General features: G+C 54.6%; 21 protein-coding genes. 15 read left to right on the forward strand and 6 right to left on the reverse strand.

What is annotated here, in order from left to right; translation table 11 throughout:
* Nucleotides 1-10 precede the first annotated feature (10 nt).
* From LK04_RS02575 to LK04_RS02600, 6 genes are all read left to right on the forward strand, one after another.
* Nucleotides 11-793 carry a siderophore-interacting protein gene (locus LK04_RS02575; RefSeq protein WP_039327196.1) on the forward strand — a complete coding sequence of 261 codons (783 nt, stop codon included), beginning with the start codon at nt 11-13 and terminating at the stop codon, nt 791-793.
* Nucleotides 794-883: 90 nt separating this feature from the next.
* Complete coding sequence (locus LK04_RS02580; protein ID WP_039327199.1) at nt 884-1,423, forward strand: PadR family transcriptional regulator; 540 nt, start codon at nt 884-886, stop codon at nt 1,421-1,423.
* Between the two features lie 207 nt (nt 1,424-1,630).
* Nucleotides 1,631-3,112, forward strand: coding sequence for a UbiD family decarboxylase (locus LK04_RS02585; protein WP_039327202.1), 1,482 nt, complete (start codon nt 1,631-1,633; stop codon nt 3,110-3,112).
* An 11-nt stretch (nt 3,113-3,123) separates the two neighbouring features.
* On the forward strand, nt 3,124-3,702 hold the full coding sequence (locus LK04_RS02590; protein ID WP_039327205.1) for a UbiX family flavin prenyltransferase: 579 nt from the start codon (nt 3,124-3,126) through the stop codon (nt 3,700-3,702).
* Nucleotides 3,703-3,712: 10 nt separating this feature from the next.
* Nucleotides 3,713-4,435 carry a DUF554 domain-containing protein gene (locus LK04_RS02595; RefSeq protein ID WP_039327208.1) on the forward strand — a complete coding sequence of 241 codons (723 nt, stop codon included), beginning with the start codon at nt 3,713-3,715 and terminating at the stop codon, nt 4,433-4,435.
* A 70-nt stretch (nt 4,436-4,505) separates the two neighbouring features.
* Nucleotides 4,506-5,384, forward strand: a complete 879-nt coding sequence (locus LK04_RS02600; RefSeq protein WP_039327211.1) for a LysR family transcriptional regulator — start codon at nt 4,506-4,508, stop codon at nt 5,382-5,384.
* A gap of 79 nt (nt 5,385-5,463) precedes the next feature.
* On the opposite strand, the gene LK04_RS02605 is transcribed toward LK04_RS02600, so the two are convergent.
* A complete protein-coding gene (locus LK04_RS02605) occupies nt 5,464-5,754 on the reverse strand; it encodes a SelT/SelW/SelH family protein (RefSeq protein ID WP_039327214.1) in 291 nt (96 codons plus the stop codon).
* Nucleotides 5,755-5,984: 230 nt separating this feature from the next.
* On the opposite strand from LK04_RS02605, the gene LK04_RS02610 reads away from it, so the two are divergent.
* Genes LK04_RS02610 through LK04_RS02630 form a run of 5 tightly spaced genes read left to right on the forward strand, consistent with a single transcriptional unit; the run spans nt 5,985 to nt 12,014 of the window.
* Nucleotides 5,985-8,354 (forward strand): TonB-dependent hemoglobin/transferrin/lactoferrin family receptor, encoded by a 2,370-nt coding sequence (locus tag LK04_RS02610; protein WP_039327217.1) that lies wholly within the window; start codon nt 5,985-5,987, stop codon nt 8,352-8,354.
* Nucleotides 8,355-8,404: 50 nt separating this feature from the next.
* Nucleotides 8,405-9,427 (forward strand): hemin-degrading factor, encoded by a 1,023-nt coding sequence (locus LK04_RS02615; RefSeq protein WP_039327220.1) that lies wholly within the window; start codon nt 8,405-8,407, stop codon nt 9,425-9,427.
* Nucleotides 9,424-10,248 carry a heme/hemin ABC transporter substrate-binding protein gene (locus LK04_RS02620; protein ID WP_039327223.1) on the forward strand — a complete coding sequence of 275 codons (825 nt, stop codon included), beginning with the start codon at nt 9,424-9,426 and terminating at the stop codon, nt 10,246-10,248. Before LK04_RS02615 ends, LK04_RS02620 begins: the two co-directional genes overlap by 4 nt.
* Nucleotides 10,241-11,242: a FecCD family ABC transporter permease gene (locus LK04_RS02625; protein ID WP_039327226.1), complete on the forward strand. Its 1,002-nt coding sequence runs from the start codon at nt 10,241-10,243 to the stop codon at nt 11,240-11,242. Before LK04_RS02620 ends, LK04_RS02625 begins: the two co-directional genes overlap by 8 nt.
* Complete coding sequence (locus tag LK04_RS02630; protein WP_039327230.1) at nt 11,235-12,014, forward strand: heme ABC transporter ATP-binding protein; 780 nt, start codon at nt 11,235-11,237, stop codon at nt 12,012-12,014. Before LK04_RS02625 ends, LK04_RS02630 begins: the two co-directional genes overlap by 8 nt.
* A gap of 317 nt (nt 12,015-12,331) precedes the next feature.
* Here the strand turns inward: LK04_RS02630 and LK04_RS02635 are convergent, their stop codons facing one another.
* The gene (locus LK04_RS02635; RefSeq protein WP_039327232.1) at nt 12,332-13,315 is read right to left on the reverse strand and encodes an MDR family oxidoreductase; all 984 of its coding nucleotides are present in this window, start codon (nt 13,313-13,315) and stop codon (nt 12,332-12,334) included.
* Nucleotides 13,316-13,843: 528 nt separating this feature from the next.
* Between LK04_RS02635 and LK04_RS02645 the strand changes: the two genes are divergently transcribed.
* Nucleotides 13,844-15,991 carry an ornithine decarboxylase gene (locus LK04_RS02645; RefSeq protein WP_039327238.1) on the forward strand — a complete coding sequence of 716 codons (2,148 nt, stop codon included), beginning with the start codon at nt 13,844-13,846 and terminating at the stop codon, nt 15,989-15,991.
* 59 nt (nt 15,992-16,050) lie between these two features.
* Here the strand turns inward: LK04_RS02645 and mltC are convergent, their stop codons facing one another.
* From mltC to mutY, 3 genes are read right to left on the reverse strand one after another with little or no spacing between them, the layout of a single operon-like run.
* Nucleotides 16,051-17,130 carry a membrane-bound lytic murein transglycosylase MltC gene (gene mltC, locus LK04_RS02650; RefSeq protein ID WP_039327242.1) on the reverse strand — a complete coding sequence of 360 codons (1,080 nt, stop codon included), beginning with the start codon at nt 17,128-17,130 and terminating at the stop codon, nt 16,051-16,053.
* 54 nt (nt 17,131-17,184) lie between these two features.
* Nucleotides 17,185-17,457, reverse strand: coding sequence for an oxidative damage protection protein (locus LK04_RS02655; protein ID WP_034823278.1), 273 nt, complete (start codon nt 17,455-17,457; stop codon nt 17,185-17,187).
* Entirely contained in the window at nt 17,457-18,542 is a 1,086-nt protein-coding gene (gene mutY / locus LK04_RS02660) for an A/G-specific adenine glycosylase (RefSeq protein WP_039327247.1), read from the reverse strand. The genes LK04_RS02655 and mutY overlap by 1 nt, the downstream gene beginning before the upstream one ends.
* A gap of 154 nt (nt 18,543-18,696) precedes the next feature.
* On the opposite strand from mutY, the gene trmB reads away from it, so the two are divergent.
* The 3 genes from trmB (at nt 18,697) to LK04_RS02675 (ending at nt 20,656) form a co-directional block, all read left to right on the forward strand.
* Nucleotides 18,697-19,416: a tRNA (guanosine(46)-N7)-methyltransferase TrmB gene (gene trmB / locus LK04_RS02665; protein WP_039327249.1), complete on the forward strand. Its 720-nt coding sequence runs from the start codon at nt 18,697-18,699 to the stop codon at nt 19,414-19,416.
* Entirely contained in the window at nt 19,416-19,742 is a 327-nt protein-coding gene (locus tag LK04_RS02670; protein WP_039327253.1) for a YggL family protein, read from the forward strand. The genes trmB and LK04_RS02670 overlap by 1 nt, the downstream gene beginning before the upstream one ends.
* A gap of 194 nt (nt 19,743-19,936) precedes the next feature.
* Nucleotides 19,937-20,656 (forward strand): DUF2884 domain-containing protein, encoded by a 720-nt coding sequence (locus tag LK04_RS02675; protein ID WP_039327258.1) that lies wholly within the window; start codon nt 19,937-19,939, stop codon nt 20,654-20,656.
* Between the two features lie 90 nt (nt 20,657-20,746).
* Here LK04_RS02675 and LK04_RS02680 read toward each other — a convergent pair whose 3' ends face one another.
* Nucleotides 20,747-22,123 (reverse strand): PTS ascorbate transporter subunit IIC, encoded by a 1,377-nt coding sequence (locus tag LK04_RS02680; protein ID WP_039327261.1) that lies wholly within the window; start codon nt 22,121-22,123, stop codon nt 20,747-20,749.
* Nucleotides 22,124-22,288: the final 165 nt, after the last annotated feature.

Raw genomic sequence — 22,288 nt, forward strand, 5'->3', positions numbered from 1 at the left:
GAGATGACACTTGCGAAACACCACTAACGATCGTGCGCCGCAGCGCGTACGCAATGAATTGCGTTTTCGTCATATCACCGTGGCGAGTAAAACCTTAATCGCCGGCGTTTTCTGGCGTATCGAATTTACCGGCAGCGATCTGGCGGGCTTTAACTCGCCATCGTATGACGATCACATCAAGGTGTTTTTCCCGGAAAACGCGGGCAGTGCGCTGGCTCTGCCGCAGATGACCGAGGAAGGCATTGTCTGGCCGGGCGGGGTGCGTCCTGCCGCGCGTGATTACACCCCGCTGACCTTTAACGGCGTTGATACGCTGACGCTCGACTTCTACATCCATGATGGCGGCGTGGCCAGCAGTTGGGCCAATGATGCTAAACCGGGTGACCAAATCGCCATGGGCGGTCCTCGGGGTTCCTGCGTGGTACCGGTCGATTACGCCTGCCAGATTTATGTCTGCGATGAAACCGGTCTGCCCGCGTTCAAGCGCCGTTATGCTGAAATGCAGGCGCAGCAGATTCATCTGCTGGCGTTTGCCGATGAAAACACCGGACGTGATTACCTGGGCGACTTGCCAAACGTGCAGGTGACCTGGTTAGGCAGCGGTACGATGCAGGTGGATAATTTGGGCCCGTTGATTGCGCAACTGGATAAGATCTCGCTGCCAGCAGAAGAGTATTTTATCTGGCTGACCGGTGAAGGCGAGGCGGTGAAGCTGCTTAGCGATTACTTCACGCAGCGTCGTGGTGCTCATACCGACTTCGTACGTGCAGTGGCTTACTGGCATCAGAAATAACTGACTTCACCGCGCCTGCTGCCGCCTGTGTTGAATTTTGCCAGGCGGCAGACTACTATCAACCTCCCTTAATTGACCTCAGGGAAGGCAATGAAACATCAGCGGGATTTTCCATGGCAGTCCGAAAATGCACAGCGTGCAATCTGTGCAGGTGCGCGTAAAAAGCGACGAGAAAGGATGCTGGACGCCAGTGATATCCGTTTATTGATGTTGCACTTCCTGGCGAACGGATCGGCACATGGCTATGAGCTGATCAAGTCGGTTGAAGAGCTGTCGAAAGGGGAGTACTCGCCAAGCCCAGGCATTATCTATCCCAACTTAACGCTTCTGGAAGAGATGGATGCGATCCGCGTCGTGGATGCCCATGCGTCTCGTAAAGCCTATGCGCTTAACAACGGTGGTCGGGCATTATTAGCCGAGAATGGCGACAATGTTGCGACTATTATTGAGCGCCTGACTTCGTTAGCCATTCTGGTGAATAATCGCAGTATTCCGGAAATGGAACAGGCCATCCATAATATTCGACATACCTTGAATCATCGTCTGGCGCAGGAAGATATTTCGCCTGAAGCGCTTGAGGTGGTGATTAATGCGTTGAACGAAGCCACCGAAAAAATCGCCAATAGTTAACAGCATAACAGCGCGATTTATCGCGCTTTTTTTATTCTCTCTTATGTTAATTTTTCTGTTTTAAATTAATAAAAATAAAACAACTCAACATGAATTATTACAGCCATACCAAAAAGGTTTAGCTGATAAATATAAACGGTAGTTCCCCCCATTTTTATTTAGCGCTACTTTTTCTCCATTGCAGTTAACGCGTTTATGGAGAGAAATATGTCTGAAACCAAAACCCCAGCCGTACACGATCTGCGCTCGGCGATTGCCTTATTGACCGGCATCAAAGGTGAGTTTGTCAGCACTGATACTGAAGTCGATCCCCACGCTGAGCTTTCGGGCGTTTATCGCTATGTCGGGGCGGGTGGCACTTGCGAACGTCCTACGCGCAAAGGCCCGGCGATGATGTTCAATAAGGTGAAAGGCTTCCCGGATGTGCGGGTGGTAACCGGATTGATGTCAACGCGTGAGCGTGTCGGCCATCTGCTTAACTGCCCGCCAGAAAAACTCGGCTTCCTGCTGAAAGATTCGGTTCATCATGCCATCGCGCCAGTGGTGACCAGCACCAAACCGGCTTGTCAGGAAGTGGTGCACTACGCCGAAGATCCTGGCTTTGATCTGCGTACTTTGTTACCTGCACCGACCAACACCGAAGAGGATGCTGGTCCGTATTTCACCATGGGCATGTGCTACGCCTCCGATCCTGACACCCATGAATCCGATATCACCATTCATCGCCTGTGCATTCAAAGCCGTGACGAACTCTCAATGTGGTTAACGCCTGGCCGCCACATTGATGCTTTCCGTGAAAAAGCCGAGCAGGCCGGTAAGCCATTGCCAATCTCCATCAGTATCGGTGTCGATCCCGCAATTGAGATCGCCGCCTGCTTTGAACCGCCCACCACGCCTCTTGGCTTCAACGAACTCAGTATTGCCGGTGCGCTGCGCGGTTATCCGGTTCAACTGGCCCCTTGCGTTAGCATCAACGAAAAAGCCATTGCTCATGCGGAGATCGTGATTGAAGGTGAACTGCTGCCAAACGTGCGTGTACGGGAGGATCAGAACACCAATACCGGCAAAGCGATGCCGGAATTTCCGGGCTATACCGGCGAAGCCAAAGCCGAGTTACCAGTGATCAAAGTGAAAGCCGTGACCCACCGTAAACACCCGATCCTGCAAACCACGCTGGGCCCCAGTGGTGAACACGTCAGCATGGCGGGCATTCCAACTGAAGCCAGCATTCTCGATATGCTGGATCGTGCAATGCCTGGCAGGGTGTTGAACGTCAATGCGCACACTTCCGGCGGTGGCAAGCTGTTGGCGGTGATCCAGTTCAAAAAGTCATCGGCGGTGGATGAAGGGCGTCAGCGTCAGGCAGCCCTGATCGCTTTTGCCGCTTTCTCTGAACTCAAGCATGTGATCCTGGTGGATGACGATGTGGATGTGTTCGACACCGACGACATTCTGTGGGCAATGCAAACTCGCTATCAAGGCGATGTCGATACCCTCACCATTCCCGGTGTGCGCTGCCATCCGCTCGATCCTTCCCAGGTGCCGGAATACAGTGCCAGCATCAGCCAGCAGGGCGTGACCTGCAAAACCATCTTTGACTGCACCGTGCCGTGGCATATGAAAGCGCATTTCGAACGTTCGAAGTTCAAAGAAGTCGATGTGAAACGTTTTCTATCCGATTTTGAGTAAGTGAGGTGGCAGTGAGCAGAAGGCGGATTATCGTCGGCATCAGCGGCGCGTCAGGGTTTCAGTACGGCATGAAGGCGTTGCATCTGCTGCGCGACCAAGATGTCGAGGTGCATCTGGTGGTGACCAAGGGGGCAGAAGTGACACGCTCAATGGAAACCCACTGGCAACGGCAGGATGTGGTGGATTTAGCCGATGAGGTTCACAGCATCAGCAACCTGGGGGCTTCTATCTCCAGCGGATCTTTTAAAACGCTCGGCATGTTGATTGCGCCCTGCTCAATGAACTCGTTGGCCTCGATTGCTCATGGGCTGACCAGTAATCTACTGACGCGTTCAGCTGATGTGATTCTCAAAGAACGGCGTCGGTTGGTACTGATGGTGCGTGAAACGCCGCTCAATCTGGCACACATCCGCAATATGCAAGCGGTGACCGAGATGGGCGGCATTATCTACCCTCCGGTTCCCGCCTTCTATCAGCAGCCGCAGTCGGTGGATGAGATGGTGCATCACAGTGTGGCGCGCGCCCTTGATCTGTTCGATCTCGACGTGGGCAATCTCAAACGCTGGGGTGAAAATAACAACGATAAGTAAGGAGAAAATTATGGTAGTGGGACCCTTTGTCAACGGCAGTGCCGTGCTGATTGGCGGGCTGGTGGGCGCTTTTCTCGGCACCAAAGTGCCTGAAAGGCTGCGCGTCGCGTTGCCAATGACCTTCGGCCTGTCGTCGATGGGCCTCGGAATTGTGCTGATCGGTAAGATCCACAGTATGCCTGCGGTGATCCTGGCGCTGATCCTCGGAGCCGCCATCGGTGAACTGGTTTATCTGGAGGAGAAGATTGGCCGTTTGGGAAATCTGGCGAAAGGGCTGGTGAGTCGCTTTCAAAGCCAGCCTGCCGAAGGCGGCCTGAGCGGTGAAGCGTTCACCGAGAAGTATGTGGCGATCATGGTGCTGTTCTGTGCCAGTGGTACCGGCATTATTGGTGCCATGACCGAAGGCATGACGCACGATGCCAACATCCTGCTGGTGAAATCGATCATGGATATCTTCACGGCGGCGATTTTTGCCACGCTGCTGGGGTATGCGGTGGCGGTTATTGCTGTGCCACAGTTGCTGGTACAACTGGTGCTGGCTTCCGCCGCGGTGCTGATTTTGCCACACACCACGGCACCGATGATGAGCGACTTCACGGCGGCTGGCGGGTTTGTGATGCTGGCAGCGGGTTTTCGTATCGCGGGGATTAAATCCTTCCCGGTGGCCAACATGTTACCGGCGTTGGTGCTGGTGATGCCGGTGAGTCATTTGTGGAGCAGCTATATCCACTAAGCTTGCGTTCAGCGCGGTTGGATCGATTTTGGCCATGTTAAAATAAGCGCGAATAAGGCGTGGAGGCACCATGGATCTGAAACGATTGCACTATTTTTGCACGATAGCGGAACAGGGCTCGATCAGTAAAGCCGCGAAGCTATTGAACATCGCACAACCGCCGTTGGGAAAACGTTTGCAGGAGCTGGAAGAGGAGATCGGTTCTCCCTTATTCACCCGCACATCGCGCGCCATGGTGCTGACTGAGGCGGGCAGTTTTCTCTATCGTCGTGCCTGCGATATTCTCAGCCAGGTCAACAGTTTGCAGCGACAGACAGTGACCATCGCCACACGTAAACAGCGCCGCGTTACCATCGGTATCTCCTACCTTTATCTGCGCTACTTCACGCCGATCCTGATGGATTATTACCAAAACCGCCCCGACTGGGACATCAACGTCGTGGTGTCTGATTCCAGTCATCTGGAAGCAATGCTGATCGATCACAGTGTGGATATCGCTCTGATGCAGATACCTCAAGACCGTCACCCCTGGTTTGTACGCGAGTTGCAACCCATCGATACCATTACCGTGGTTTCAGCACATTACAGCGCCATGCTGGCGGGAAAAACCCTCAATTTCGCCGATCTCAGCGGTATCCCACTGATTCTCTTGCACCGCATTGGCGGTGAAGGCACTTATGAGATGCTGCGTAATAAGCTGTTCAGCAGCCTCAGTCAGGTCAATATCAGCATCAAGGTGTCGGAACCTCGGCTGGTGCTGGAGATGATGGAGCAGGGTTTTGAAGGAGCGGCGTTTATGCCACGCTCAGAGTTTGTGCCCAGCCAGCAAGGTAAATACATGGTATGCCCGCTGGCGGAATCATTCGCTATCTATCATCCTGCGATTGTGACGCTGAGTACTGCGCAGGATCGTCTGTTATGGCCGCAGAAACATGAGGCCGAGGGTTAATTAGCTGCGGTCGCCATTAATGGCGACACCTACAAATGTGTGCTGCGGAATGTAGTGTGCGCATTTATGCGCACCTCGATTAGCCAGGCTTCTTCTTATCCACATGTCCCAGCTCGCGGTCGGGCCAGCAGAAATCGCGCACGCGCTGCTTCAGCGCCGCCGCATCCGGGAATCCGCCTTCCTGCTTACGCTCCCAAATCACCTGACCATCGATACTGATTTCAGACACACCACCAGTACCCGGTTTTAACGTCACTGCGCTTAAGTCTTCAGCAAAAGTATGTAACAACTCCTGCGCCATCCACGCCGATCGCAGCAGCCAGTTGCACTGAGTGCAGTAGTAAATGGTCACAGCCGGTTTTTGCGACATAACATGCCTCTTCTTAATTATTGATTATAAACAAGTTAACAAATTGTGCGGTCTAAGATACATCTTAGTGTAAAGTTTATTGATAATGATTACCAATTGCATTACATTCCTGACGAAATTATTTATTACATAAAATAAGTCCACACATTTTACGGTTTTTTAACGCATATCGCGTTTTTTTGGCGGCAATCCAGTGAGCGAATACTAACAATTAACCAGGTATTTCGCGCATGTCTTCACTCTTTCAGGGAATGACCCAGCAACGTCTGTTTAAAGTTGCCATTTTGTCTTCCGCTATACACGCCGTTTGCAGCTATGCCGCCAGCGACAACACGACACTTGCCCTATCTTCTGATAAAACCACGGCTGCTGAACCCGTTATGACGGTAACAGCGCCGAAACTGGAAAAACAGGCCGGAAGCAAAAGCACCATTACCGCCGCTGATATGCAGCGCGATGGTGGCAACGATTTCGGTACCATCATGCGTTACGAACCGGGCGTCACCGCGACTGGTGCGAGCGGTGGATCTTCAGCGGGTAAAAGCGGCTTCGACCGCGCAGGTTACACCGGCTATAACATCCGTGGTCTGGAGAGCAACCGTGTCGATATCAACGTCGATGGGGTTTCGCTGCCGGATGCCACAGGACGTAGCTATGTCAGCCGCGCCGGTTTAGATACCTTTGGCATTGGCCGTGACTACATCGATCCTTACATGTTTGGTCGCGTGGATATCGATAAAGGCGCCACCTCCGTTGATCAAGCGAATACCGCTATCGGCGGCGCAGTGTCATTCCGTAACAAGACACCAGATGACCACCTGCGCCCAGGCAAAGAAACCTACTTTGGTTATCAGAGTGATTTCGACTCTTCCAACCGTAGCTGGCATAACGGCATCACCGCTGCAGCGGGCGATCAGGAGCTGCGCGGCATCTTTGTTTACAGCCGCCGCGATGGTCAGGAAACGCAGAATAACGATGCCAGCCGTGGCGCTTATCCCGCCAATTGGCACTCTGACGCACTGCTGGGCAGCGTGGTGTGGGAGCCAAATGACGCGCACAAAATCACCGGTACCGCAGACTTCTACCACAAAACCAATCATACCCATTACGACAGCTGGGATACCTCCGGCAATACCGTTTATGGCACCGCGCAGCAGCAGAGCGATACCCGTCGCTTTGGCTTGAGCCTGGCGGACGAATACACGCCGTATAACGATTTCATCGACAGCCTGAATACGCGTATCTATTGGCAGCACACCGAAGCGCATGACAACACCTACATGCCTTCCAGCGCGTCAGCCTATGAAACGGTTTATTCGGACTACAATACCGACAGCTATGGCTTCGAAACGCGTCTGGCGAAAACCCTGGGCCGCCATGAAATCAGTGCGGGCCTGAATGGTCGTTTGGAAGATACCGAACGTCCATTCCGTCAATCGCCAACGCCAAGTACTTTCAGTGTGATCATGCAGCCAGAAGCGGACAGCCGCAGCTACACGCTGGGCGGTTTCGTGCAGGATAAGATCAACTTTGATCTGGATAGCCACAATCTGTCGGTGATCCCTGGCGTGCGCGTTGCGTACCAGAATACCAAACCGCAGAACCTCAGCAGCCTGACCACCGGCAGTACCGTACTGACCGAATCAGAAGTGGAAACGCTGTACGGCTCGGGCAACAGTGATACTCAGGTATTGCCGTCACTGGCATTCCAGTACGAGCTGACGCCAAACCTGATGACCTACCTGCAATACAAGCGTGGCGCGCAGTTCCCGAACGCCAGCCAGCTGTATGGTTCATGGAACCTTGGTTCCAGCTACGCGGGCAGCCAGCAGTACGCGCTGATCGGTAATCCGGATCTGAAAACTGAAACCAGTAACAACTTCGAATGGGGCCTGAAAGGGCAGCCGACTGAAGGCGTGGTAATGAACACGGCGGTTTACTATAACGCCTATAAAAACTTCATTGCATACAACCGTTACATGCGTTCGAGCAACCCGGAGAAATTCACCAACGTTCCGAGCAACATCTACACCACTTATCAGGCAGAGAACCGCGATAAAGCCTATATCTATGGTGCAGAGCTGAGTGGAAAAGTGAACTTCGGTACCTGGTTCGAGGAAGTGCAGGGCCTGAGCGCGCGCTTCGCCTTTAGCTATAACGAAGGTAAATCGAAGTCCAGCTACCTCGGCGACCGCTATGTCGATCTGGAAAGCGTACCACCAATGAAAGCGGTACTGGGTCTGGGTTGGGATGCACCACAGAATGAATACGGTGCAGCAGTTACCGCGACCTTCGTGAAAGGTAAAAAAGCCACCGCGACCAATCGCCAGAGCTATACCAACACCGGAACTGCACTGACGGATTCCACCACCGATTACGAACGTGTGCCAGGCTACGGCATGGTTGATCTGACGGCGTACTGGCAGGTGATGAAGAACGTCAAGCTGAGCGGTGGCGTGTACAACCTGACAGATCGCAAATATTGGGATTACCTGAGCAGCCGCGAAATGACCAGCGATACTGCGCAAGATCGTAATGATATCGCGCTGGCAACTCAGCCAGGCCGCACCTTCCAGCTCGGTGTGAACGTCGACTTCTAATCACTTTTTCGCCCTGCGTTCGCGCAGGGCCTTTTCATGGAGCAAGAGCAATGAACCCACGTTACGATCACTACCTCGCACTGAAAGGCGAACATCCGAAAAAGTATGCCCGCGATCTGGCGGCATTAATGGGCATTGGCGAAGCGCAGCTGTGTGAAGCGCGCGTCGGCCAGGATGCACAAGCGTTAAAAGCGGATTTCCCGGCGTTGCTGAAAGCGCTGGAAGCTGTTGGCGAAACCAAAAGCATCACCCGCAACGAATATGCGGTGCATGAGCAGGTAGGGAAATATGAAAACCTGCATCTCGGCGAACATGCCGGGCTGATTCTTAACCCGCGCGCGCTGGATCAACGTCTGTTCCCGGCACAATGGCACAGCGCTTTCTTCCTGCGTGAGCAGACCGCGCGCGGTGAGCGTCAAAGCATTCAGATCTTTGACCGCCACGCCGATGCGGTGCTGAAAATCTACACCACGGATAACACCAACATGGCGGCATGGGATGCGTTGATCGCCGAATTCAGCATCGAAGCGGCTGCGCCACTTGATCCGCAACCTGCGGCTGCGCCGGAATATAGCCACGCTATTGATGCCGGAAAAGTGGAAGCTGAATGGCGCGCCATTACCGATGTGCATCAGTTCTTTGGCTTACTGAAGCGTCACAATATTTCGCGCCAGCAGGCGTTCCGCGCGGTGCCTGACGACTTGGCGCGCCAGGTGAGTAATGATTCACTGGCCCAGTTGCTGGATCAGGCGCAGCAGGATGGTAACGAAATCATGATCTTTATCGGCAATCGCGGTTGCACGCAGATCTTCACCGGTGCGGTGGAGAAGCTGATGCCGATGGACAACTGGGTCAACATTTTCAACCCAACTTTCACCCTGCATCTGATGGCGGATCACATCGCCGAAAGCTGGGTCACGCGCAAACCGAGCGGTGATGGCTTCGTTACCAGTCTCGAACTCTTCGCTGCTGACGGTACGCAGATCGCGCAGCTTTATGGTCAACGCAGCGAAGGCACACCTGAGCAGGCGCGCTGGCGTGAGCAGGTCACCGCATTAGGAGCAACGGCATGAAACGTTTGACGCTGTTACTGCTGGGCGCGCTGGCACTGCCGACATGGGCCGCCGAGCGGGTGATTTCGATTGGCGGGGACGTCACGCAAATCATTTATGCGCTCGATGGGCAGGCTGATCTGGTGGCACGCGACAGCACCAGCCAGCATCCGGCGCAGGCCAATAAGCTGCCGGATATTGGCTATATGCGTCAACTCAACGCCGAAGGCATTCTGGCGCTGAAACCCACGCTGGTGCTGACCAGTGAGCTGGCGAAACCGTCGCTGGTATTGCAGCAGGTTGAGAGCGCGGGCGTGAAAGTGGTGGATGTCACCGGCAAAACCAGCCTTGATGCGATCCCGGAAAAAATCGCCACCATCGGCAAAGCGTTGCATCGTGAAGATGAAGCTAAAGCGCTGATTGAAAAAGTGAATAAGCAGCGTGCGCAGATTCCACAGCAGCCGTTGCCGGTGAAAGTGCTGTTTGTGATGGCGCATGGCGGCATGCGTACCCAGGCGGCAGGAAATCAAACCGGCGCAGATGCCGCCATTCGCAGTGCCGGTCTGGTCAACGCCATGGCCGCTATCCCGCATTATCAGCAACTGTCGCAGGAAGGGGTAGTGGCAGCGGCACCCGATCTGGTGGTGGTCGGTGAAGATGGCCTGCGCACGCTGGGTGGCGAGGATAAAATCTGGTCGCTGCCGGGCCTGGCGTTGACGCCTGCGGGTCAGCATCATGCGCTGCTGGTGGTGGACGAGATGGCACTGCTGAGCTTTGGCCTCGACACGCCAGAGACTATCGTTAAGCTGCGCAAAGCCGCCGAAGCGGTAAAGCATGACTAATGCCGCCGTGATGCGCTGGCTGCTATTGATGGGCATCAGCATGGTGGTTTGCATGCTGATGGCCGCCAATTTCGGCGCGATGCCGCTCTCTATGCGCACCTTGTTTCATGCACCGCTCAGCGATATGGCGTGGCAGATCTGGCTCAATATTCGTCTGCCGCGCGTGCTGCTGGCGGTGCTGCTCGGTATGGCGTTGGCGGTATCCGGTGCGGTAATGCAGGGTTTGTTCCGCAACCCGCTGGCCGATCCTGGTTTACTGGGTATCAGCAGTGGAGCGGGGCTGGCGGTGGCGGTGTCGATTGTGGTGCCGCTGAGCTTGCCGCCGCTGCTGGCGCTGTGGTTACCCTCGATTGCGGCATTTATTGGCAGCCTGATCGTCACGCTGCTGATCTTCAGTTTTAGCCGACTGGCGCTGGGAAATCTGTCACGTTTACTGCTGATTGGTATCGCGATTAATGCCCTGTGCGGTGCGGCAGTTGGGGTGCTTTCCTGGCTCAGTAATGATCAACAGCTGCGCCAGCTGGCGCTGTGGGGCATGGGCAGTTTGAGCGCCGCGCAATGGCCGAGTCTGGCGGTGTGTGCGGTACTGATCCTTCCTGGGCTGGTTGCCATTCAGACCCGTGCGCGCCGTCTTAACCTGCTGCAACTGGGCGAGGAAGATGCGCACTACATGGGGATTGATGTGAAGCGCACCCAGCGTGAATTGCTGGTGCTGAGCGCACTGCTGGTGGGCACGGCGGTATCTGTAAGCGGAATTATCGGCTTTGTCGGGTTAGTGGTGCCGCACGTGATGCGTTTCTGCGTCGGTAGCGATCATCGCTGGATGTTGCCGGGCTCCGCGTTAGCGGGTGCGATTTTGCTGTTACTGGCGGATACGCTGGCACGCACAGTGGTGATCCCCGCAGAGATGCCGGTGGGTTTACTCACCAGTTTACTGGGGGGGCCGTGGTTTCTCTGGCTGATTCTGCGCCAGCAAAGGGGGATGAATGAGTGATTCAATGCAGGCTCGCGGCCTGCGTTTTAGCCATGGTGCGCGAGCACTGATTGATGATGTCTCTGTCACCTTCGCGCCAGGCGAGATGATCGCCTTGATTGGCCCTAACGGCGCGGGAAAATCCACCTTACTGCGTCTGCTGACCGGGTTTCTGACGCCTGATACGGGTGAATGTTGGCTGGGCGATCGTCCGTTGAGTGAGTGGCCGCGTGAGCCACTGGCGCAACGTCGCGCGGTAATGCGTCAGCAAAACAGCGTCACTTTCCCGCTGCCTGCCGAAGAGGTGGTGGCGATGGGGCGTGCGCCCTGGCCAGCCAGCAAATCCAAAGCGGTGATTGAGGAAGTGATGCAGATTACCGGCAGCCTTGAGCTGGCAAAGCGTGATTATCGCTCGCTCTCGGGTGGCGAGCAGCAGCGGGTGCAGCTGGCGCGGGTACTGGCGCAGTTGTGGCACGATGATGGCCCGCGCGGCTGGCTGTTTCTGGATGAGCCGACCTCGGCACTGGATCTGTTTTGGCAGCAGTACAGTTTGCGTCTGCTGCATAAATTGACGCGCAACGGGCGCTTCAGCGTCTGTACCGTGCTGCACGATCTCAATCTGGCTTCGCTGTGGTCCGATCGTATTTTGTTGCTGCATCAGGGCAAGCTGGTGGCGCAGGGCGCGCCGCAAGAGGTGATGACAGAAAGCACGCTGACGCGCTGGTATCAGGCGGACCTGCACGTGGTGATGCCACAAGAGCAGGGAAGGCCGCAGATTCAGCTGCGGGCGTAATGCTTGTCAGTTAAGCGACTGACAGTAACGCCGTCTGGAGCCGTACCGGGGCTATCCGCAGCGCTGAGACTTTTACGTTGGGCCAGGAGCCCCACGCGGGGAGGCGTGGGGCAGTTCGCGGCCGACCATGGATGGTCATCCGCGAACGGTTCGTCCGGCACGACGTGGAAGTCGAAGGCACCGCTTTAGCGGCGCGAGGACGGCCCTGAGGGGGCAGTAGTGGCGGCAGAGCCCGCACTGAACAGTCAGGCCACTTATCAATAAGCAGCCTGAGTCCTTAAATGACAAGCATTACGCCATTTATGGCGACCAAATCGTTAGCGACAATCCACAATCAATCGGCCGCGTACTTCACCTGCCAGCAGCGCTTCGGCACCTTCACGCGCTTCACTCAACGGGATCACTTTGGTTAACTGCTCCAGCAGTGCGCCATCCACCAGCTCTGCCAGTCGCTGCCACGCTTGCTGGCGCAACGGTTTGGCACACATCACGCTATCGACACCGGCCAGCACCACACCGCGCAGAATGAACGGAGCCACGCTGGTAGGCAGATCCAGACCTTGCGCCATGCCGCAGGCAGCGACCACGCCATCGCGTCTGATGCCTGCCAGCACATTGGCCAGCGTATGGCTGCCAACGCTATCAATCGCCGCGGCCCAGCGCTCTTTCGCCAGCGGTTTACCCGGCGCGCTCAGTTCGGCACGATCGATAATCGAAGTCGCTCCCAGGGTATTGATCAGGTAGTCACTGTCGCTGGCGCGGCCGCTGGAGGCGACGACCTCATAGCCTAAGCGCGACAGCAGGCTGACGCTAAAACTGCCCACGCCACCGCTGGCACCCGTCACCAAAACAGGACCGTGCTGCGGCGTGATGCCCTGTTTTTCCAGTGCCAGCACACACAGCATGGCGGTGAAACCGGCGGTGCCAATCGCCATGGTTTGCAGCGGGCTCAGTGCCGCCGGGACTTTTACCAGCCAGTCCCCGGAAACGCTGGCCTTCTGCGCCAGACCGCCCCAGTGCTTCTCACCTACGCCCCAGCCAGTGAGCAGAGCGACATCATCCTGCTGCCACTCTGGGTGGCGGCTGTTGATCACGCGCCCCACAAAATCGATACCGGGCACCATAGGAAACTGGCGCACAATCGGCCCTTTATTGCAGATGGCGAGTGCGTCTTTGTAGTTGAGCGTGGAGTAGCTGACTTCGAGGGTGACATCCTGATCGGGCAACTGCTTTTCTGAGAGATCCTGCAGGGATGTGCGGTATCCCTGTTCATCATTTTCAATGACCAATGCCTTGAACATGCAGCCTCCGGCTGGTTGAGGAAAGTTACTGGCATCTTACGCCTCTGAAACATGGGAACAACTGGCTTCTGGTAATACCTTGCATAAATTTTCATAACACAAAGATATTTAAGCGTTTTTATCATTGTTTAATCTAATAATACATTATTAATCAATTGGTTATAAATTGTTGATTATGCGTATAAATCTCTTTGCACGGGTTGTTCCAGTAAAAAAAAGATGCCATCATTGCGCCCCAGTTAATCACCTTCTGCCTGACCCCTGAGGACGCCGCCATGCTCGTAACACTGCGCATTCGCCATCCGCGTTTCTCCGTCATCTGTTGTTCGCATTTCTCGCTCACCATGCGGTGAGGCCAGCTTAACGCGCTATGCTTTTGGACATGACTAAAGACAGACGCGATCTGACTTTACTGATGTCTATCGGTTGTGGTGGTTGAACCGCCCGAAGTGACGTTATTCGCCGGGGAAATTTCCTCATTGCTGTGCCACTGGCACCCACTCATCCTTCATTACGGGGATTTGTGTTATGAATCCATTGAAAATCGCTGCCAGCGTAGCGGTAGCACCAAGCCTCAGCCTGAACACCGCACGTGATGTGGTGACGCTGGACAATACTGATTTTACGGATGTGGCGGCGGTTGTCGTCTCACTGGCGGATACGCGCAGCGGCGTGTTAACGCTGTTGCGCCAGACCGGCTTTAATTTGCCGGTGTTTGTGGCTAACGCGTTCGATGAAGAAGTGCTAAAGCTGCCGGGCGTGACCGGCGAAATCAATGGCGCTGAGGAAGAGTGGGAGGCGCTGGAAGACGCCGCGCAAGCCTATGAATCTGACCTGCTGCCGCCATTCTTCGATACGCTCACCCGCTATGTCGATATGCAGAACAGCACCTTTGCGTGCCCAGGTCACCAGGGCGGTGCGTTTTTCCGCAAACATCCGGCGGGCCGTCAGTTCTATGAATTCTATGGCGAGAACGTCTTCCGTTCCGATATGTGCAACGCCGACGTCAAATTAGGTGATTTGCTGATCCATGAAGGATCGGCCAAAGATGCGCAGAAGTTTGCCGCCAAAGTCTTTAACGCCGACAAAACCTACTTCGTGCTGAATGGCACCTCCAGCGCCAACAAAGTGGTGACCAACGCCATGCTGACCCGTGGCGACCTGGTGTTGTTCGACCGTAACAACCACAAATCCAACCACCACGGCGCGCTGATTCAGGCGGGAGCCACGCCAGTGTATCTGGAAGCGGCCCGTAATCCATTTGGTTTTATTGGTGGCATTGATGCGCACTGTTTCGATGAGGCTTATCTGCGTGAGCAGGTACAAAAAGTGGCGCCGCATCGTGCCAAAGAGCAGCGTCCGTTCCGTCTGGCAATCATCCAACTCGGCACCTATGACGGCACCGTGTATAACGCGCGTCAGGTGGTAGACCGCATCGGCCATCTGTGTGATTACATCCTGTTTGACTCCGCGTGGCTGGGCTACGAGCAGTTCATTCCGTTGATGGCAGGCTGCTCGCCGCTGACGCTGGAACTCAACGAAAACGATCCCGGCATTTTTGTTACACAGTCGGTGCATAAGCAGCTGGCGGGTTTCTCCCAGACTTCGCAAATCCACAAAAAAGACAACCACATCCGCGGGCAGAAACGCTTCTGTCCGCATAAGCGTTTAAACAATGCCTTTATGCTGCACGCCTCAACCAGCCCGTTCTATCCGCTGTTTGCTGCTCTGGATATCAACGCCAAAATGCACCAGGGTGATGCGGGGCGCAGCATGTGGCATGACTGCGTCACCCATGGCATTGATGCGCGCAAAGCGATTCTGGAACGCTGCGAGATGATCCAACCGTTCCTGCCAGAGAAAGTGCACGGCAAGCTGTGGCAATCCGCCGAAACCGACGCAATTGCTGCCGATCCTGCCTACTTCAGCTTTGAGCCGGGCGCGAAATGGCACGGATTCGCGGGTTACGATGAGGGGCAATATTTAGTCGATCCCTGCAAGCTGCTGCTGACCACGCCAGGCATTGATGCCGCCAGCGGTGAGTACACCAGCTTTGGTATTCCGGCGACCATCCTGGCGAACTATCTGCGCGAAAACGGCATTGTGCCAGAGAAGTGCGACCTCAACTCCATCCTGTTCCTGCTGACCCCAGCGGAGAACACCGAGAAGATGGCACACCTGGTGGCGATGCTGGAGCAGTTTGAAAACCACGTGAAAGAGGATGCGCTGCTGGCGGAAGTGCTGCCGAGTGTTTATCGCAAGAATATTGAGCGCTACAAAGGCTACACGCTGCGCCGCCTGTGCCAGGAAATGCACGATCTTTATGTTAGCTACGATGTGAAAGATCTGCAGAAGGCGATGTTCCGTGAGGCATGCTTCCCGAAAGTGGAAGTGAACCCGCAGGATGCGCATCAGGCTTATATTCGTGGCGAAGTTGAGCTGGTGCCGATTGCCAAAGCAGAAGGCCGCATTGCAGCCGAAGGTGCCTTGCCGTATCCACCGGGCGTGCTCTGTGTGGTACCGGGTGAAGTGTGGGGCGGGGCGGTGCAGCGTTACTTCCTCGCGCTGGAAGAGGGGATCAATCTGTTGCCTGGCTTCTCACCGGAGCTGCAGGGGGTTTACACCGAGGAAGATGAGAGCGGTCGTAAGCATCTGGTGGCGAATATGATGGTGTAATAAACAGAGCGGTCGCCATGAATGGCGACCGCACAGGTTTTAAGGGCGCACCCTGTAGATCAATACCGATGATAACTGCGCTGCGCCTGGCTCACTTTATACAGATAACGGCGAGATTCGGCTGACGGATGGTTGGTGGTCAGCGTCTGATAAACCTGGCTCGGCGACATGCCGTTGATGGTTGAGAAGGCACGATCCTTATCGCTGGAGAAGACGCGCAGTACGCTTCCCGCACCGCCGTTGTAAGCGGTAATCACCGCATAACGACGTGACAGCGGATCCTGAATCCCACCTAAATAACTCTTCTGCAGCAGCGACAGATACGCGGTACCGGCATCAATGTTATTGGCTGGATCCAGCAGATAGCTGCGGCTCGGTTTACCCCATTTCCCTTTCATACGGAACACATCCACCCCGGCCGTATGCTGAACCACCTGCATTAAGCCCAGTGCGTCAGAGTTGCTCACCGCATAGGGGTTGAAACTCGATTCGGTCTGCATAATCGCCAGAATCAAGGATGCATCAACGCCATACTCTTCAGCCGCTTTACGTACCAGCGGCAGGTATTTGTGCGCACGTTTATCGAGGTGGTTCGGCACCATTGGAATGGTGACAGACCAGATCACATGCAAGCCAGAGGTGCGTTTTTGCAGCTTGTTCTGAATCAGGTAATCCGCAAAGCTGGCGGCGCGGCCCTGCCAGCGAATCGGTTGACCGGTGTTATCCAGCACCTGGCCGTAAAGCAGCGGCTCTTTACTGATCTGGATATCGTTGGCATCGGAGTAGAGATCAACATTACCCGGATCGTCACCGATTAATAGCGTGGTGATGATCGCCTGGCGCAAGCTGGCCATTGGATCGGTACCGGCGATGGTCTCAATGGTGATGCTACCGCTGTCGAAGTTGATGTGACTGCGGGTGTAATAGCTGTCGCTGTATTTGACGTAATCCTTTGGTCCGGCGATCAGAACCTCATTGATTCCCCAAATATTTTCAATGTTGGCGGCAAACTGCCCCATCAGAATATCGAAACCGTTGGTGTCCTTAACCCACTCTTCATGATACTGCGATTGTTTTTGTCCGGAGCAGGAAACCAAAAGTGGTGCAATCACCAGCAGGGCTATCAGTTTTTTATTCATTGTAAATGCGTGCCTGATTCGAAAAAGAGGGCCTCAAAGGGAGGCCCTGAACGGTTATTTTTCCGGCGGGGTGAAACCTTCGATGTGCACATCTTTGCCTTCGAACAGGAAATTAATCATCTCCTTCTCCAGCACTTTGCGATCTTCCGGGTTCATCATGTTGAGCTTCTTCTCGTTAATCAACATGGTCTGCTTGGACATCCACTGCTGCCAGGCTTCTTTAGAAATCTCGTTATAGATGCGCTTGCCAATCTCGCCAGGGTAGAGCTGAAAGTCCTGACCTTCAGCGTCGCGTTGCAGAAACGTACAAAAAATGGTGCGGCTCATTACTCTTCCTCTTCGATCATGCTTGAACGCAGTTTTAGCTGCTGGGGATGGCGCAGTTCGTGCAGTAAGCGCTCAACCGGCGCAGCCAACCCCACTGACGGTGGTTGCGCTAAGTTATACCAGAGACCGCTCACTTCATCCATCAGCGACCCGGCAGAAGGCCACGCCAGCCACATAGGCACAATATCTAAGTGGAAATGGCTAAAGGTGTGACGAAATGCCGTTAATTGCTGGGGTTTGGCATGAATACCGCGCTCGGCGAGCCAGTCAGTTAGCGCTTGCTCACTGGTGAACTGCGGGAAGCAGAACAAGCCGCCCCACAGGCCCACAGGCGGGCGCTGTTCGAGGAACACCTCATCACCATGCTGAATCATCAGGAACCAGCCACTGCGTTCTGGAATGGTCACTTTGGGTTTCTTGCCCGGATATTCAGTCCAGCTGCTGTTGGCGTAAGCCACACAGCCATTGCTCAATGGGCAAATCTCACACTTAGGGCGTGAGCGAGTGCACACTAACGCGCCAAGATCCATCATCGCCTGGTTGAACTGACTGACCCCTTCAGCGGGCGTAACCTCTTCACTGATCTGCCACAAACGTTTCTCAACGTCTTTTTTCCCCGGCCAACCGCCCACGGCATAGCAACGAGCCAGCACGCGTTTAACGTTGCCATCCAGAATCGGGAAATGCAGGCCGAGCGACAGTGACAGCACGGCTCCCGCAGTGGAGCGCCCCACGCCAGGCAGTGCGGCGACATCATCAAAATTGCGCGGAAATTCGCCACCGTGCTTATCGACCACCTGTTTCGCCGCTTTATGCAAATTGCGCGCACGGGCGTAGTAGCCGAGACCGGTCCACAGGTGCAGCACTTCATCCAGCGGTGCCGCAGCCAGATCGGCGATCGTCGGAAAGCGCGCCATAAAGCGTTCAAAGTATGGGATAACGGTGGCAACTTGCGTCTGCTGCAGCATCACTTCAGAGAGCCACACCTTATAAGGTGTCTTCTCTTGCTGCCACGGCAGAGTTTTACGGCCAAAGCGGTGATACCACTCCAGCACCTGTTGCGCGAACTGCGGCGCTTGCATCATTAGAAGGAAATTTTCCGTGTTTACTCTACAATCAGGCAGGAATTCCAGCACAGAGACATCAGGGTGTAAACCGGAAGATTGCAAAGGCTTGCTTCTGCTATCTAACTTTGCATAATGCCCGTTTCCCAGAATAGGCTAACCAGCAGGCTTCAACATGATAAATGACGTCATCACCCCAGAATTTGATGAGAACGGGCGGCCATTACGCCGTATCCGCAGTTTTGTGCGTCGCCAGGGGCGCTTAACCAAAGGACAGCAACTGGCACTCGATAATTACTGGCCGGAGATGGGCGTCGAGTTTCAGCAGGAGCCGCTGGATATGGTGGCGCTGTTTGGCCGTGAAGCCCCAGTCGTGCTGGAGATTGGTTTTGGTATGGGCGCCTCGCTGGTGACCATGGCGCAGAACAATCCCCATCAGAACTTCCTCGGCCTTGAAGTGCATGCGCCGGGTGTCGGTGCGTGTCTGGCCTCGGCTAAAGAGGCGGGCGTGGAGAATCTGCGTGTGATGTGCCACGACGCTGTCGAAGTGCTGCAGCAGATGATCCCGGATAACTCGCTGCGTATGGTGCAACTGTTCTTCCCGGACCCGTGGCATAAAGCGCGCCACAACAAACGTCGCATTGTCCAGGTACCTTTTGCCGAGCTGGTGATGCGCAAGCTAAAGCTGGGCGGCGTCTTCCACATGGCAACGGACTGGGAAGATTATGCGACGCACATGCTGGAAATCATGAGCAGCGTGGACGGGTATAAAAACCTGTCAGAAAGTCACGATTACGTGCCGCGTCCTGAAACGCGTCCGTTAACCAAATTTGAGCAGCGCGGGCAGCGATTGGGCCACGGCGTATGGGATCTGATGTTTGAGAGGGTGAAATAATGGCCGTACAGCGTAGCCGTCGTTTACGTAAAAAATTGCATATTGATGAGTTTCAGGAGTTAGGCTTCTCGGTTGCCTGGCGTTTTGCCGAAGGCACCACTGAAGAGCAGATTGATGCCACTCTGGATCAGTTCATCACTGAAGTGATTGATCCTAATGGCCTGGCTTATGATGGCAGCGGTTATCTGGTGTGGGAAGGTCTGGTTTGCCTGCAGGAAACCGGCAAATGCACCGATGAGCACCGCGAGTTAGTGCGTAAGTGGCTGGAAGCCCGCAACCTGACAGACGTTCAGGTGACTGAACTCTTTGACGTTTGGTGGGACTAAGTTATTTATTAGTCTGAGATCTCGCTTCAGGCTAGCTCACTTGCGCATTGGGCACCGGGCAGTGCTCGTAATCCTCACGTACTCATGTACGCTCCGGTTACTGTGCGCTGGCCGTCACCCAATTCGCTGCGCCGCCTACGCCTGACCTGCTTTCACAGCAAAGGCGTGGGCGGCTTTTATTTAAGGAAGATTTCATGGTTCGTAAGGCTCTTCTTACCGCACTGCTGCTGGCCGCAGCGACGCAGGCGCAGGCTGATTATCAGTGCAGCGTTAATCCTCAGGATGATGTGATTATCAAACCGCAGAGCGTACAGGTGGTGGGCACCAACGGTAACCTCGAAATCTCTCCGCAGGGTGATGTGACCTTTAACGGTCAGAAAGCCAATGTCGATAATGCGACACGCCAGAAAGCCATTGATTACCAGAACGCATTGCGCCGTGATTTACCTTGGGTTGATAACGGTGCCTCTACCCGTCTGGAGCGCAGCCGTATTGCACTGGATAAAGTGATTGTGGAAAAGCTCGGGGCGAACAGCAACGTGCGTAATCGCCTCACCACTCTGGATGGTCAGCTGAAACAGCAGATGAACCGTATTATCGAGCATCGTCCCGATGGATTGACCTTCCACCATCAGGCGATTGATCAAGTGCGTGCGGACGGTGAAAAGCTGGTGCAGAGCACGCTCGGCGGCATTATGCAGGATAGCCTGAACGAGATGGGCAGCAGCCAGGCGGCGAGCGGTAGCAATCCATTGCAGGCGATTATGGGCAATTTGGGTGGCTTACAGCAGGCGGTTCAGGCGGAGTGGAAGAATCAGGAACAAGATTTCCAGAACTTCGGGCACGAGGTGTGTAACCGGGTGACGGATCTGGAAGGCCAGCGTAAAGCACTGACGCAGAGCCTTAAAGGTTAAGAAAACGTAGCGGCGCAATTTATTGCGCATCAGTCAGCAGCTTAGCTGCTTCAGGTCAGCACGATAAAGCGCGCCGCTACGTCTCAATCATTACTCGCTTTTGGCTTCTTCTGATGTCGCTTTGTTGCTGGCGACATAGTTATAAATAACCAACAAGGCGAAGCAGCCGGTGATGATCATCATGATCATCCCTTTATCCAGGTAGCGTGCCATATTGCCGAGGATGATGCCGGTGACGCCAAAATCGGTGTCGGAGAAGGTGGTATTGGTCAGCCCAATCGCACCCAGCACGGGTAACAGTGCCACTGGCAGGAAGGTGATGAGGATACCGTGCGCAAAAGCACCCAGCATCGCACCGCGTTTCCCGCCGGTCGCATTACCAAACACCCCCGCCGTCGCACCACAGAAGAAGTGCGGCACTACACCTGGCAAAATTAGCACCCAGTGCAGTTGTCCGAGGAAGAACAGCCCGACCAAGCCACCAACGAAGCTGGAGATAAAGCCCACCAGTACCGCATTAGGTGCATACGGGAAGACGATAGGGCAGTCCAGAGCCGGGCGTGCATTCGGCACCAGTTTTTCCGAGAAGCCGGTGAAGGCCGGGACGATTTCCGCCAGAATTAAGCGCACACCCTGCAGGATAATAAACACACCCGCTGCAAAGGTAATCGCCTGCACGAACGAGTACACCAGATAGTTCTGACCATGGCTGAACTGACTCTCTACATATTCGCGGCCTGCAGACACCGACAGAATAAAGTAAATAATCATCATCGTCAGTGAGATGGAGATAGTGCTGTCACGCAAAAAACTGAGGTTTTTTGGCATGTTCATCTCTTCAGTGGATTTCGAACCCTTACCCACTAATGAGCCAATCCATCCTGACAGCACGTAGCCCACGGTACCGGTATGCGCTAACGCAACCTGGTCGTGGCCGATGATTTTACGCATATGAGGTTGCGCGATGGCCGGGAAGATCGCCATCAGCATGCCGAGTGTGAGCGAGCCGGTATAAATCAGCTGCACACCTTCGAAACCCGCCACCGACAAAATAATGGCAATCATACAGGCCATATAGAACGTCACGTGACCTGAAAGATAGATGTATTTCAGGCGGGTGAAGCGCGCCACAATGATATTGGCCACCATACCAAACGCCATAATCAGCGTAGTGGGTGCGCCGTACTTCTCTAAAGCAATGGAAACCATCGCTTCATTATTTGGAATGATTCCCTGCACATCAAAAGCGTGTTTGAAGATATCGCCGAGTGGGGTTAACGAACCCACCAACACCGTTGCGCCACCTGCCAACACCAGAAAACCCAGGATAGTTTTTACCGTGCCCTTGATGATGTCCGGGAACGGTTTTCTTTGTGCAATCAGTCCAAACATCGCCACCAAACCAACCAGAATGGAGGGGACTTTCAGCACGTCGACAACTACCAGTAAAAGGTTTTGTATAAACATAATAACCTCAGCGGTAAATGTTCTATACCCAAAATGATTCGGGTTTCAGGAAGGCGGCAAGTGCATGAATCCTCAGGAGCTTACTCAAGTAAGTGACTGAGGTGAGTGCACGTAGCCAACACACCTGAAACTTGAAGTATGAAGGGTATATTTTCAGTAGGTTGA

This window comes from Pantoea vagans (assembly GCF_001506165.1).
GTDB classification, from domain to species: Bacteria; Pseudomonadota; Gammaproteobacteria; order Enterobacterales; family Enterobacteriaceae; genus Pantoea; species Pantoea vagans_C.

Bases quoted from the DNA above. Each gene is read 5' to 3' on its own strand.
- LK04_RS02580 (WP_039327199.1), top strand. From the start codon at position 884: ATGAAACATCAGCGGGATTTTCCATGGCAGTCCGAAAATGCACAGCGT.
- LK04_RS02585 (WP_039327202.1), top strand. From the start codon at position 1,631: ATGTCTGAAACCAAAACCCCAGCCGTACACGATCTGCGCTCGGCGATT.
- LK04_RS02595 (WP_039327208.1), top strand. From the start codon at position 3,713: ATGGTAGTGGGACCCTTTGTCAACGGCAGTGCCGTGCTGATTGGCGGG.
- LK04_RS02600 (WP_039327211.1), top strand. From the start codon at position 4,506: ATGGATCTGAAACGATTGCACTATTTTTGCACGATAGCGGAACAGGGC.
- LK04_RS02605 (WP_039327214.1), bottom strand. From the start codon at position 5,754: ATGTCGCAAAAACCGGCTGTGACCATTTACTACTGCACTCAGTGCAAC.
- LK04_RS02610 (WP_039327217.1), top strand. From the start codon at position 5,985: ATGTCTTCACTCTTTCAGGGAATGACCCAGCAACGTCTGTTTAAAGTT.
- LK04_RS02615 (WP_039327220.1), top strand. From the start codon at position 8,405: ATGAACCCACGTTACGATCACTACCTCGCACTGAAAGGCGAACATCCG.
- LK04_RS02620 (WP_039327223.1), top strand. From the start codon at position 9,424: ATGAAACGTTTGACGCTGTTACTGCTGGGCGCGCTGGCACTGCCGACA.
- LK04_RS02625 (WP_039327226.1), top strand. From the start codon at position 10,241: ATGACTAATGCCGCCGTGATGCGCTGGCTGCTATTGATGGGCATCAGC.
- LK04_RS02630 (WP_039327230.1), top strand. From the start codon at position 11,235: ATGAGTGATTCAATGCAGGCTCGCGGCCTGCGTTTTAGCCATGGTGCG.
- LK04_RS02635 (WP_039327232.1), bottom strand. From the start codon at position 13,315: ATGTTCAAGGCATTGGTCATTGAAAATGATGAACAGGGATACCGCACA.
- LK04_RS02645 (WP_039327238.1), top strand. From the start codon at position 13,844: ATGAATCCATTGAAAATCGCTGCCAGCGTAGCGGTAGCACCAAGCCTC.
- mltC (WP_039327242.1), bottom strand. From the start codon at position 17,130: ATGAATAAAAAACTGATAGCCCTGCTGGTGATTGCACCACTTTTGGTT.
- LK04_RS02655 (WP_034823278.1), bottom strand. From the start codon at position 17,457: ATGAGCCGCACCATTTTTTGTACGTTTCTGCAACGCGACGCTGAAGGT.
- mutY (WP_039327247.1), bottom strand. From the start codon at position 18,542: ATGATGCAAGCGCCGCAGTTCGCGCAACAGGTGCTGGAGTGGTATCAC.
- trmB (WP_039327249.1), top strand. From the start codon at position 18,697: ATGATAAATGACGTCATCACCCCAGAATTTGATGAGAACGGGCGGCCA.
- LK04_RS02670 (WP_039327253.1), top strand. From the start codon at position 19,416: ATGGCCGTACAGCGTAGCCGTCGTTTACGTAAAAAATTGCATATTGAT.
- LK04_RS02675 (WP_039327258.1), top strand. From the start codon at position 19,937: ATGGTTCGTAAGGCTCTTCTTACCGCACTGCTGCTGGCCGCAGCGACG.
- LK04_RS02680 (WP_039327261.1), bottom strand. From the start codon at position 22,123: ATGTTTATACAAAACCTTTTACTGGTAGTTGTCGACGTGCTGAAAGTC.